Source organism: Arthrobacter sp. AIWTK1, from assembly GCF_056680535.1.
In genome coordinates this window covers 1,321,889-1,334,356 of record NZ_CM155287.1, presented here as the reverse complement: position 1 = coordinate 1,334,356, position 12,468 = coordinate 1,321,889, and the positions used below count along the sequence as shown (strand labels likewise).

9 protein-coding genes and 1 tRNA gene are annotated in these 12,468 nt (G+C 67.4%); 4 read left to right on the top strand and 6 right to left on the bottom strand.

Annotation, left to right across the window (positions count from 1 at the left end; translation table 11 throughout):
* Positions 1-6 precede the first annotated feature (6 nt).
* Positions 7-78: transfer RNA gene (locus AC1MDG_RS06230), tRNA-Gln, on the bottom strand.
* A 192-nt stretch (positions 79-270) separates the two neighbouring features.
* On the opposite strand from AC1MDG_RS06230, the gene AC1MDG_RS06225 reads away from it, so the two are divergent.
* Positions 271-870: a TetR/AcrR family transcriptional regulator gene (locus AC1MDG_RS06225; RefSeq protein WP_479809031.1), complete on the top strand. Its 600-nt coding sequence runs from the start codon at positions 271-273 to the stop codon at positions 868-870.
* A 47-nt stretch (positions 871-917) separates the two neighbouring features.
* On the opposite strand, the gene AC1MDG_RS06220 is transcribed toward AC1MDG_RS06225, so the two are convergent.
* The 5 genes from AC1MDG_RS06220 to AC1MDG_RS06200 form a co-directional block, all read right to left on the bottom strand.
* On the bottom strand, positions 918-2,744 hold the full coding sequence (locus tag AC1MDG_RS06220) for an ABC-F family ATP-binding cassette domain-containing protein (protein WP_479808170.1): 1,827 nt from the start codon (positions 2,742-2,744) through the stop codon (positions 918-920).
* Between the two features lie 38 nt (positions 2,745-2,782).
* Complete coding sequence (locus tag AC1MDG_RS06215; protein ID WP_479808168.1) at positions 2,783-3,745, bottom strand: 4-(cytidine 5'-diphospho)-2-C-methyl-D-erythritol kinase; 963 nt, start codon at positions 3,743-3,745, stop codon at positions 2,783-2,785.
* Between the two features lie 81 nt (positions 3,746-3,826).
* Positions 3,827-4,714 carry a 16S rRNA (adenine(1518)-N(6)/adenine(1519)-N(6))-dimethyltransferase RsmA gene (gene rsmA, locus AC1MDG_RS06210; RefSeq protein ID WP_479808167.1) on the bottom strand — a complete coding sequence of 296 codons (888 nt, stop codon included), beginning with the start codon at positions 4,712-4,714 and terminating at the stop codon, positions 3,827-3,829.
* 175 nt (positions 4,715-4,889) lie between these two features.
* A complete protein-coding gene (locus AC1MDG_RS06205; protein ID WP_479808165.1) occupies positions 4,890-6,080 on the bottom strand; it encodes a ubiquitin-like domain-containing protein in 1,191 nt (396 codons plus the stop codon).
* A 270-nt stretch (positions 6,081-6,350) separates the two neighbouring features.
* Positions 6,351-7,238 (bottom strand): TatD family hydrolase, encoded by an 888-nt coding sequence (locus tag AC1MDG_RS06200; protein ID WP_479808163.1) that lies wholly within the window; start codon positions 7,236-7,238, stop codon positions 6,351-6,353.
* Between the two features lie 173 nt (positions 7,239-7,411).
* Here AC1MDG_RS06200 and AC1MDG_RS06195 point away from each other — a divergent pair, with 173 nt between their 5' ends.
* The 3 genes from AC1MDG_RS06195 to AC1MDG_RS06185 are packed head-to-tail and all read left to right on the top strand — an operon-like array spanning position 7,412 to position 12,452.
* Positions 7,412-8,530 carry an AAA family ATPase gene (locus AC1MDG_RS06195; RefSeq protein WP_479808162.1) on the top strand — a complete coding sequence of 373 codons (1,119 nt, stop codon included), beginning with the start codon at positions 7,412-7,414 and terminating at the stop codon, positions 8,528-8,530.
* A gap of 14 nt (positions 8,531-8,544) precedes the next feature.
* On the top strand, positions 8,545-9,936 hold the full coding sequence (locus tag AC1MDG_RS06190; protein WP_479808160.1) for a DUF58 domain-containing protein: 1,392 nt from the start codon (positions 8,545-8,547) through the stop codon (positions 9,934-9,936).
* Entirely contained in the window at positions 9,933-12,452 is a 2,520-nt protein-coding gene (locus AC1MDG_RS06185; RefSeq protein ID WP_479808158.1) for a transglutaminase TgpA family protein, read from the top strand. The genes AC1MDG_RS06190 and AC1MDG_RS06185 overlap by 4 nt, the downstream gene beginning before the upstream one ends.
* The last annotated feature ends 16 nt before the right edge of the window (positions 12,453-12,468 follow it).

The window sequence follows — 12,468 nt, the reverse complement described above, 5'->3', positions numbered from 1 at the left end:
TGGCAGTTCCGCCCATAGGATTCGAACCTATACTCCACGGCTCCAAAGGCCGGGGTGCTGCCATTACACCAGGGCGGACCGTGCCCGGGCCATTGGCCCCGCGGCACGAGAACCAATTCTGCCACGAAGGTCGACGCACGTGCGACTCGGAAGCCCCGGCGCCCCTTAAGGCATGATTGGACGGTGAGCAAGATCAACGGTGCGCCCGATGGTGCCGGAAACCCTCCTGGCAGGCCCGTCAGGGCTCCCGGATACGTGCCCAGGGCCCGCATGACCGGGGCGCAGCGGCGCTCACAGCTGATCGAAATCGGCCGCGGACTCTTTGCCATCCGTGGCCTTGACGGCACCACGATCGAAGAGATTGCCGCTGCTGCGGGCGTGTCGAAACCCGTGATCTACGAGCACTTCGGGTCCAAGGAAGGCCTGTACACGCAAGTGGTGGAGCACGAGTTCCGGATTCTGTTGGCATCCATCAACGACGCCCTCACGGACGAAGCCAAGCCGCGGGTCCAGGTGGAGCGCGCCGCACTGGCGTTGCTGACCTACATCGAGGAACGCACCGACGGGTTCCGGATCCTCATGCGCGACGCCCCGCCGTCGCAGCCCGAAGGCGCCTTCTCCACCCTGCTCTCGCACGTGACGGCCAGGGTCGAGCACATCCTGTCCGACGAGTTCGCCCGCCGCGGCTTCAGTGCGGCCGACGGCGCCATGTACGCGCAGATGCTGGTGGGAATGGTGGCAATGACCGGCCAGTGGTGGCTGGACAGCCGGACCCCGGACAAGCGCGCCGTGGCCGCCCACCTGGTGAATCTCGCCTGGAACGGCCTCACCGGACTGCAGAAGGAGCCCGAGCTCCGGTCCGAGGCTTAGGTCTCCGAAAACGCCCCGACGTGGTCAGCGGGTGTCGAATGCAGGGGCTATTCCCCCAGGACCTCGAGAGCTTCGAGCCACTCGAGTTCCAGGGCTTCGCGTTCTTCGGCCAGGGTCTTGAGCTTCTTGTTGAGTTCGGCCATGGCGTCGAAGTCGTTGTCGGCCGTGCTCTTGACCATCTGGGCGTGGATCTTTTCTTCCTGCTGTGTCAGCTTGCCCAGCTGGCGGTCAATCCGGTTCTTCGCCTTGCGGGCGTCACGCTTCTCGGCTTCGGACGGGCCGCCCGCGGCGGGAGCTGAACTGCCGCTGGCTCCCGTGACGGGGTTTCCGCCGCCGGTGATGGTGGAGCCGGCCAGCGCGCTTTCGCGCAGTTCCAGATACTGGTCGACGCCGCGGGGCAGCGCGCGGATCTTGCCGTCGCCCAGCAGCGCCATTTGGTGGTCCGTGACGCGCTCCAGCAGGTAGCGGTCGTGGCTCACCACAACGAGCGTGCCCGGCCAGCCGTCCAGGACGTCTTCGACGGCGGCGAGGGTGTCGGTATCGAGGTCGTTGGTGGGCTCGTCGAGCATCAGCACGTTCGGCTCGCCCACGAGCAGACGCAGGAGCTGGAGGCGGCGGCGTTCGCCACCTGAGAGGTCCTTGACCGGGGTCCACTGCTTCTCATTGGTGAAGCCGAGTTGTTCCACCAGCTGGCCGGCACTGAATTCCTTGCCCCCAACGTTGAAGGACCGCTTTTCGCGCTCGATCACTTCGATGACGCGCAAGTCCTTGACGTCGTCGAGCTCCTTGACCTCCTGGGTCAGAACGGCGGTGACAACCGTCTTGCCGCGCTTGAGCTTGCCCGAGGTGGGCTGGATTTCGCCGTTGAGGAGCTTCAGGAGCGTGGTCTTGCCGGCGCCGTTGACGCCGACCAGCCCGAGCCGCTCCCCCGGCGCGAGCCTCAGGGTGATGTTGTCGAAGAGTTTCTGCCCGGGCTCGCCACCCAGGAAGTCCAGCGAAACGTGCTCAAGGTCCAGCACGTCCTTGCCGAGGCGCGCCGTGGCCATCTTGCTCAGCGCCATCGAGTCCCGCGGTTCCGGGACGTCGGCTATCAGCGCGTTGGCTGCTTCGATGCGGAACTTCGGCTTGGCCGTCCGGGCCGGGGCGCCGCGGCGCAGCCAGGCGAGCTCCTTTTTGACGAGCTGCTGGCGTTTGCCTTCCATCACGGATGCCGAGCGGTCACGTTCGGCGCGGGCCAGGACGTAGGCCGCGTAGCCGCCTTCGAACGGGTCCATGATTCCGTCGTGGATTTCCCAGGTCTTGTTGCAGACTTCGTCGAGGAACCAACGGTCGTGGGTGACCACGAGGAAGGCGCCCTGGTTTGCCCGCCACCGGGTCTTGAGGTGGCGAGACAGCCAGGCCACACCCTCGACGTCGAGGTGGTTGGTGGGCTCGTCAAGCATGATCACGTCATGGTCTTCGATCAGCAGCTTCGCCAGCGCAACGCGTCGTTTCTGTCCGCCGGACAGGGCGTGCACGTTCGCATGCCAGTCGACGTCGGACACGAGTCCGCCCATGACCTCGCGGATCTGCGGGTTGGCAGCCCACTCGTAGTCCGCTTTGTCGCCCACGATGGCGGCGCCGACCGTGAGGTCGCCGTCGAGAACGTCGCTCTGGTCCAGGTAGCCGATGTTGACGTCGCTGCGTTTGGTGACGCGTCCCGAATCGGGGGTGGCGCGCATCGCCAGCAGGCGCATGAGGGTGGACTTGCCGTCGCCGTTGCGGCCCACCATGCCGATCCGGTCGCCCTCCTCAAGGCCGAGGGTAACGCCGTCGAGGACGGTGCGGGTTGCATACGAGACCGTGAGGTTCTCGCCGCCGAGCAGGTGAGCCACTGGGAACTGCTTTCTTCGGTGGAAATTCGTTTAAAGTACTAAAGGAGCGTATCGGAGATGATGCGCGCGCCGGGCACCGGACCGTGGACGGCCAGGGCATTCAGGCCGTGATGGCTGAGGTCTTCCGCGAGGCCGGCTGCCGCCTCAGGACTGTGGGTGAGCAGAGCCACGGTGGGGCCGGAGCCTGATACAAGTCCGGCGATGGCTCCGCACGATTCCCCGAGTCCAAGGGTATCGCGCAGCCCCGGCGCCAGCTCAATGGAGGCTCGCTGGAGGTCGTTGACCAGGACGCGGCTCAGGGCGTCTGCATCGCCGCTGCGCAGCGCCTGGAGGATCTTCGGATCCACGGCGGCGGGCTCTTCCACGGTGACGCCCTCGGCCAGCCGGAGCCGGTCCAAAGTCCGGAAGACCTCCGGCGTGGACAGGCCATAGTCGGCAGTGACCAGCACCCAGTCCATTTGGGCCTTCGCCAGCGCCGGCGACAACTCATCACCCACGCCCAGCCCGACGGCAGTCCCGCCGAGGAGGGAAAACGGGACATCGGCGCCGAGTTCTGCGGCGAGGTGGGCGAGCTCATCGCGGGATAGCCCGCTGTTCCAGAGGGCGTCGCAGGCGAGCAGCGTGGCTGCCGCGTCCGCTGAACCGCCACCCATGCCGCCAGCCACCGGGACGCGCTTGGTAATTTCCAGGTGGACCCCGGTGGAGTGCTCGGACACGTCGGCCATGATGGCGGCCGCCTTGTAGGCGAGGTTCCGTTCGTCCAGCGGAATGTCCACGTCAGAGAGGTCCAAGGTGCTGGCCGGACTGATGCTGACGGTGATGCCTTCCGCGGCAGTGCTCGTGGCAGCCACTTCCTCATAGAGGGACACCGCCAGATAGACGCTGGCAACGGAATGGTAGCCGTCCTCGCGCAGCGGGCCCACGTCCAGCGAGACGTTGATTTTGCCCGGAGCCTTGACCCGGACCGTCCTCGCGGCAAAGCGCCCTCTCACTGCGTTCATGAGTCCAAGCTATGGCATGGCGGCGTCAGGCTCCAAGCATGCATCCTCAAGGGACCGCGCATACGGCAGCGGCCTGTCACTTCACGCCTGCCGGGTCTGGCGGGCTTCGGCGATCCGTGCGAAGGCTGTGATATCGAGCACTTCGCCCCGCGCAGTGGGGTCGACGCCGGCGGCCCGGAGGCAGCGTTCGGCTTCGGCAGCGCTGCCGGCCCAGCCGGCCAGGGCGGCCCGCAGGGTTTTGCGCCGCTGGGCGAAGGCCGCGTCAATGACGGCGAACACCTCTTCCCGGGTGGCGGTGGTGGCCGGAGGTTCCCGGCGGGTGAAGGCGACCAGCCCGGAGTGGATCTTGGGAGCCGGCCAAAAGACGTTCATGCCGATCACGCCGGCCTTGCGCATGCCGCTGTACCAGGCCGCCTTCACCGAAGGCACGCCGTAGGTCTTGGAGCCGGGGCCGGCGGCAAGCCGGTCCGCCACCTCGTCCTGGACCATGACCAGGCCGTGCCGCAGGCTCGGGAAGTGCTGCAGGAGATGGAGCACCACCGGCACCGCCACGTTGTACGGGAGGTTTGCCACGAGGGCGGTCGGTTCCACCGGCAGTTCCGTGACCTTCATGGCGTCCGCCAGCACCAGGTGGAAGTCCTTGGCGGCGTCCGGCCGCCACTGCTGCACTGTGCCCGGCAGTTTGGCGGCAAGGACCGGATCGATTTCGACGGCGACGACGGACTTTGCGGCGTCCAGCAATCCCAGGGTGAGCGACCCCAGGCCGGGACCGACCTCGAGGACGGTCTCATCGGCGTGGATGCCGGCGGCGGCCACGATCCGGCGGATGGTGTTGCCGTCGATCACGAAGTTCTGGCCCAGGGTCTTCGTGGGACGGACTCCGATTTCCTCGGCGAGCCGGCGGACATCTGAGGCGCCAAACAGGGCTGCGGGCGCGGTGCCGGAGGCGGCGGGGGTCGGTTCAGTCACCTAGGTATCCTATCCCGTTGGCCGGCGGCGGCGGCCCCCGTGAAGCTCCTCGGCCCACTTGGGACGGGGCACGGCGAAGGCCGGGTCCGTTATCCGGACCCGGCCTTCGATTCACCCGCGGCGGTGGTCAGCCGCCGCGGCTGTCAGGAGGAGGAAATGCTCGCTGCAGCGGCTATTAGCTGGTCGCTGCCCAGCCGCAACCCCAGGGGGAAAGTCCGCGCTGCGCGTAAACGCGGTTGGCAATGTCGATCTGCTGGGCCTTGGTGGCAAGGCTGGCGTTGGGCGCATAGGCACCGCCGCCGGCACCGATCCAGGTCTGGATGTCGAACTGCAGACCGCCGTAGTAGCCGTTGCCGGAGTTGATGGACCAGTTGCCGGTGGATTCGCACTGCGCGATCTTGTCCCACATGGCTTCATTCATCATGGCGGGTGCTGCTGCACCGGTGTTCGCACCGGCGCTCGAAGCTGCCGCTTCGGGCTTGGGCTTTTCCTTGGTGCCCACCGAGACCTTTTCGGTCACGGGCTGGACGGAGACGGTCTCGGACACGAGGGTCCGGGAGGCTTCACGGCCGTCCACCAGCACCAGCTTGAAGTTCTTATCCACCTTGCCGGGAACACCGGCCTGGGTAACCTTCTTCTCGCCCACGAAGAGGTCGGAGCTTTCGGAGCTCAGCGTCTCGAAGGGAACCTCTTCGGACGTGGCGGCCGTTTTGGAGGAATCCACCCGGGACACCTTGATCGCCATGTCGTTGACGACGTGCGCGTTACGCGGCTGGGAAAGCCTGTCGCCGGCGCCGACGGTCACGCCGGCGTCCTTGAGGACTTCCGCTACGGTTGCCGCAGTGGTGGTGGTCTTTGACGCCTTGCCGTCCGCGAGGATGCTGACGGTCTTGGGTGTGGAAATGGCCACGAAGGAACCGGAGACGGCCAGCTGGGCGTCCTTCGGCGCGGAGACTTCCGAGGCACTGGCGACGCCGAGTTCGGTGACCAGCCCTTCGACGTTGGCCGACGTGGTGTTGATCGTCTTCTCAGCCCCGTCGAGGCTGATCTTCACTGCCTTGGCAAGATTGACGTTGATGACCGAGCCATCCTCCACGCGGGCGTCCGCCGACGGGGATACCCGGTCCGCGGCCTGCAGCTCCACCTTGGCACTCTTGACCACTTGGCCTACCGTCCCGCCGAACGTCTGGACAGAGCTGACTTTGCCGTCCACATTCAGGGTGACTGTTTTGTTGTTGCCTACGAAGGCCACCAGGCCCAGCACGAGTGCAGAGAGCACAACCAGCTGAGCGCCGACCTTGACGAAACTGAACTTACCGTCCGAAGTGAAGAACTTGACCACGATTGCCCGTAACTCTAGGACCATCCGGGCACGGGGAAAAACGCACATCACCCACCGACGCAAACACCCTCAGGGCAACTCCGGACACGGTCCGGCTGTTTGCAGCAGACGTGTGCGCCGCCACACTCAGGACTCACCGGACCCGCCGTGAGACGGGTCTGGAACTGAGCGAAATTATCCGAAGGCCTTCCCCGACCCCGGCTAATAGTTTTCCACTGTAACCGAAGCGTTATAAAGCAGCCAAGATTTGATGCATACCTGGTATTCCTGACAGATGGCTGAGCGGGACCGCTGTCAGTCCCAGGATCCGTATGCCCGCAGGGAATTTTCGGCGATTTGGGAGCACAGCCGGGACAACTCGGTGCTTGTCAATTCGGCCATGGTCCGGACGGTGTGCGGGATCAGGTAACTGGCATTGGGCCGGCCCCGGAATGGATGCGGGGTCAGGAACGGCGCGTCAGTTTCCACGAGGACCCGGGCCGGATCTGCGATCGCAAGTGCCGCGCGCAGGTTGGCCGCATTCTTGAACGTCACCGTGCCGGCGAAGGACATGTACCAGCCTTCGTTGTTGCACGTCCGGGCGAGTTGTTCGTCCCCGGAGAAGCAATGGAACACCACCCGTTCCGGGGGTCCTTCTTCGCGCAGAACCTGGACGACGTCGTCATGGGCGTCCCGGTCGTGGATCTGTAGCGTCAGCCCGAGGCGTTTGGCGATGTCGATGTGGCGGCGGAACGAGTACCGCTGGTGCAGCAGCCCCTCCCCCTCGGTGCGGAAGAAATCAAGTCCCGTCTCGCCGATGGCGCGGATCCGTGGGTGCGCAGCCAGGGCCTCGATCTCCGCCAGGGCATCCTCCAGCTCCCCCCGGACTGCATAGTCCGGGGCGTCGTTGGGGTGGATGGCCACCGCGCCGAGCAGCCGCGGGTCCAGGTCCACGGCCTGCACCGTGAACCTGGAGGATTCCAGGTCGCAGCCAACCTGCACCGCTCCCTGCACGCCCACTGACGCGGCCACGTCCAGGGCAGCGGCCACGTCCACTGTCACGTCGCTGTTGGGGAAGTCCAGGTGCGTGTGGTTGTCCATGACCGGGACGGGCAGCGGCTCCGGAGCGGGCGGATAGCCGTGCCGGCCGGAGCCGTCGCTTCCGGGCACGCGAAACGGGGCTGGCGTCAACGGGGTGTTCATCCTTCTACCCTAGCCGCCCGGGCATTCCGCATCCTGCCGGGAATTACCGGAACTCTCTGTCAGCTCCGGCAGTTGTGTTAGTAGTCTGGTAGGCATACGGGCGAAGGCCCGGCGGCGGGCGCGCAGTCCTTGCCACCCCGTGCCAGGCTTTCCCGAGGGCTGAAAGGCTGCCGATGGATTCCCACAGACGCACCACAGTAGATGAAGCGCTCCCGGAAGGGCAGGGCTTCCCCGGCGGTGCGGGGGTTGTTGGAAACCAGCTCAACGGAACCCGGCCGACTGCCATGGATGCGGAGGCCTTCCACAACGCCAGCGAGCGCATCCTCTCAGCCATCAACACGGTGATCGACGGAAAGGCGGAGGCGGCGAAGCTGGCCCTCACGGTCCTCCTTGCCCAGGGACACCTGCTCCTCGAAGATGTTCCCGGCGTGGGAAAGACGCTGCTCGCGAAGACACTCGCCCGCACCATTGACTGTTCGGTCAGCAGGATCCAGTTCACCCCGGACCTCCTGCCCTCGGACGTCACCGGCGTCTCCATTTACAACCAGGCCTCGCGGCTGTTCGAATTCAGGCCCGGCGCCGTGTTCGCCAACATTGTCATCGGTGACGAGATCAACCGGGCCTCGGCTAAGACGCAGTCCGCGCTCCTGGAATGCATGGAGGAGCACCAGGTGACCGTGGACGGGGACTCCTACAAGCTGGATGAGCCGTTCATGGTGGTGGCCACCCAGAACCCGATTGAGATGGAAGGGACCTACCCGCTGCCGGAAGCGCAGCGGGACCGCTTCATGGCCCGGATCTCCATGGGCTATCCGGACAAGGACTCCGAGATTGAGATGCTGGAGACGCACCAGGCGACGTCGCCGCTGACGCGGGTGACCGCCGTCGTCACCGCGGCCGATGTGGCCGCCATGATCGCCACTGTCCAGCGGGTCTACGTTTCACAGGCCGTCAAGGAGTACACGGTGTCGCTGGGGCGCGCCACCCGCGAAAGTGCCATGCTCCGTCTCGGCGCCAGTCCCCGGTCCATGCTCCAGCTGCTGCGGGCGGCGAAGGCCACCGCTGCGCTGGACGGCCGGGACTTCGTCCTCCCTGACGACGTCGTCGGTGTTGCCGAATCCGTGCTGGCGCACAGGATCATCCTTGACCGCAAGGCCGCCAGTACGGGTGAAACTCCGCACAGCGTCATCCGAGGCATCCTGGCGAAGCTGCCGGTGCCGCAGGAGATGTCCGCGGTACCGTCCCGGGGCGGCAGCCCGCGAAGCGGCCCGGACCAGCGGCGTACGCGCTAGCCGAAAACACCCCGATGGCCCTCATGGACAAGCTCCCTGGACACCTCTTCACAACGCGCGGCTGGGGGTTGCTGGCGTCCGGCGTGGTTTCGCTGCTGGCCGCGCAGGTCATGGGCCGCCGCGACCTGCTCACGCTGGGCATCCTTCTGTTTGTCCTCCCGCTGGTCTCACTCGCGGGGATCCGCATCCTCAAACCCAGATTCAAGGTGTACCGGGAATTCAGCCCCGCCAGCGTGGAAACCTCCTCGACCACCACCGTGCGGCTCGCCGTGGCCCGTACCGGCGCGGCCGCGGGGCAGGTGATCATGGAGGAACGCCTCCCCTCGCGGTTCGGCGAATCGCCGGCTTTCCGGTTCCCGTCCCGCTCTGCGGCCGGCGGGACCAGCCGGTACGAATACCATCTCCGGTCCGGCAAGCGGGGACAGTTTGTGATTGGCCCGGTGACGGCCGAGTTCATCGACCCCTTCGGCCTCTCGCTGCACCGCCACGCGATCGACGACGGCGACACGCTGACCGTGACACCCGCCGCCGTCGAACTCCCCGCGACGGGACTTGCCGGCGCGCGCGGGAACGACGGCGTCACTGCCACGCGGATCCGGGCGAATCCAAGCGACGACGACGTCATGACCCGCGAATACCGCCACGGGGATCCCATGCGCCGGGTGCACTGGGCTGCGACGGCCAGGCATGGTGCACTGATGGTGCGGCAGGAGGAATCCGTTACCACGCCGGAGGCCACCATCATCCTGGACCACCGGTGGTCGGCCTTTGCGCGCGGACCGGGTGCTGCCTTCTCCGCCACCTCCGGCGAGGACGGCCACGAACTGGTCACCAGCGATACGTTCGAGTGGGCCGTTACCGCCGCGATGTCTGTCAGCGCGCACCTGGCGGAACGAAACTATGCCCTGCGGTTCCTGGATCCCGCGGGAGAACCTGCCTTCCTGCATTCGCCCTCCGCCCCCGAACCCGAGGCCGAGGAATACACCGGGTCCGCCGGCCTGCAGTCCATTGCCGAGAGCCTGGCGGCCATCCAGCTCTCCGGCGCGCACCATGCCGCAGCGCCCGAATCAGGCCACAGGCCCTTCGACGACCGGCTCATGGACAAGCTCTCCGCCCACAGGCAGCGTGGCCCCGTCATGGCCATCCTGGGACATCTGCACGCAGCAGAGGCGCGCGCCCTGTCCGCGGCTGCCGGGTTCGGCGCCAATGCATTCGCGGTAGTGGTCACCGAACACCCGGCCGAATGCCAGGCGGCTCTTGAGTCGCTGAGGTCCGGCGGCTGGCGGGCCGTGGCCGTTACCCCTGGCACATCGGTGCCTGCGGCATGGTCCTATTTCGACCAGCGCGACGCGGCTGCCGCCACGGCCGCCGCGGACGTGCGCCGGGGCACGGGGGTCAGCCGATGACCCTGACTCCCCAGCGGCGTTCCGGCCAGGGTCCGGACACCGGCCGCGCGCCTGAGGTCCTTGCACCGTCACCGGCTCCGGCCGCACGGTGGCGCCGCGTAGGTGCGCAGCCGTGGGCCATGGCGGCGGCCGTCGCCCTTGCGGTCGCCGGTGCCGCAGTCTCCCTGAACGGCGTGCTGCGTGGATGGGCCTGGTATCCCCCGGTGCTCACCACCGTCTGTGTGGTGGCCCTGGCCATGGCGGCACTGAGGTCGCTTCGCGCGCAACCGTTCCTCGTGGCGCTGGGCGGCTTTGCGTCCCTCGTTTTCATCCTGACCTTCACGTTCTTCCGCCGGTACAGCATCGCCGGGTTCATTCCGTCCGGCGACACCATGGAGCAGCTGGGCAGATACCTGCGGCGGGCAAGCGAGACCGTCCTGGCCGAGAGCTCCCCGGTTGCGCCCAACGCCGGCATAGTACTGGTCACCTGCGCGGTCCTGGGCCTGGTGGTGATCCTGGTGGATGCCCTGGCAGTGCCGTTGGCCCTGCCAGCAACCAGCGGTTTGGGTCTCGTGGCCGTCCTCGTGGTGCCGGCCATGGTCAAGCCGCAGAGCGTCGGGGTGTGGGGGTTTGCCGCAGCGGCCGGCGGCTACCTGGTGATCCTTGCCTGCAGCCAGTGGTTCGCCCCTGACAACCGCATCACGGCAGACACCGCCCGCAATCCGGGTCAGTTCCGCCGCGCAGCCCTTACCGGCGGCATGGCGCTGGTGATCACGCTCCTCCTCCCCCTCGCCGTCCCGGGCTTCGACCAGGGCACGTTCCCGCAAGGTTCCAGGCTGAATCCGTGGGGTTCGGCCACCGGGCTCAACCCCATGATCAGCCTGGGCAGCAGCCTGCGGAGCCCCTCCGGCGACGGGCGTATCACCTATGCCACCAGTGCCAGCAGGCCCCCGTACATGCGGTCCGTCACGGTGGACCGGTTCGACGGGGATTCGTGGTCACCGGACGACCGCGACGCTTCCCGGCGGGTAGGGGTCGGGAGGATGGACGCCGGGTATGAGATCCTCGCAGACGAGCAGGTCCGCCAGGTCACGGCCGTCAATACCGGCCGTTTCACCAGCCCGTACCTGCCGGTGCCGTATGCTCCGGATGCGGTCAACGGGCTGGCCGGACGGTGGAGCTGGGATCCGGCCACGCTGAGCATCAAGGGCGTGGACACGAACTCACGGAACCAGCAGTACGTGGTGCAGTCGTCTGCGCCCAGGCTCACTCCGGAGCTTTTGTCCCAGTCCTCGGCTCCGGTGCGCGGGATCTCGGAGGAGTTCGTCCGGACGCCCAACAACGTTCCGGAGATTGTGCGCAGGACGGCGGATACCGTCACCGGGGGAAGCAGCACGCCGTACGCCAAGGCGATGGCCATCCAGAACTACCTGCGTTCCGTCGAGTTCACGTATTCCCTGCAGTCCCCGGTCCAGGGTGGCTACGACGGCAACGGACTCTCCGTGCTCGCGGACTTCCTGGCCCAAAAGAGCGGTTACTGCATCCATTTCGCGTCGGCCATGGCCGTCATGGCCAGGCTGGAGGGAATCCCCAGCCGCATCGCTGTGGGCTATGCCCCGGGCCGGTCCACGGGGGCCACGGTTTCGGTCCCCGGGCAAGGGGCGCTGACGGAATACGAGGTCGATTCCCGGGACGCGCATGCCTGGCCCGAACTGTATTTCCAAGGCCTCGGCTGGGTAGCGTTCGAACCCACACCCTCGCGTGGAGTGGTGCCGGACTACGCGTCGCAGGCCTCCACTCCAGGCGGTGCCAGCACCAACGAAAACAACGACGACCTGGTCCCGTCCAACGCCGCCACGCCGGCCGCGACACCAAGCGCCACGCCGGCGCCGCTGCCGGGCCTGGACTCGGCCGGTGAAGCAGGGCACCCGTTGACGCTGCCGCTCCATGGAGCCGCCGGGGTCCTGGTGCTTGCCCTGCTCGTTGCCGCGCCCCGGCTGGTGCGCGCCGGGCTGCGGTCCCGACGGCTCAGGGGCGCACCGTCCTCGGGTGGCAACCCCGCTGCTGCTGCGTGGGCTGAACTGCGGGACCTTGCCACAGACTACGGACTGGCTCCCGGCGTCAGTGAAACTCCGCGGCACTTCTCCCGCCGGCTTCGCGGATCGGGTGCGCTTGGCGCGCGCGACGGCGGGGACGGCGCCGGCATCCGGGCGGTCGCCTCGCTCACCGCGGACTTTGAACGCCGGCAGTATGGCCCGCCCGCCGGCCGAGCTGACGCTGGCGCCGCACCGTCCGAAGCGTCGGTGCCACCCGCGGCCGAGAGGATTACCGCGGTCCAGGCAGCCCTGCGCAGGCACTCGCGCCCGGCCCGCCGGTTGCGGGCGGAGTGGCTGCCGCCGTCGGTCATGAATCGCTGGGGGCACGCGGCCGGCGCTCCGTTCCGGGCCGTCACCCGGGCCGCAGCCACAACGACGCAGGCCGCCGCGCGGTCCTGGCGGACGGTGCGCGACGGCCTGCGGCGGCTGCGGCGGGGCTAGGCTGCTGACTGGCCTG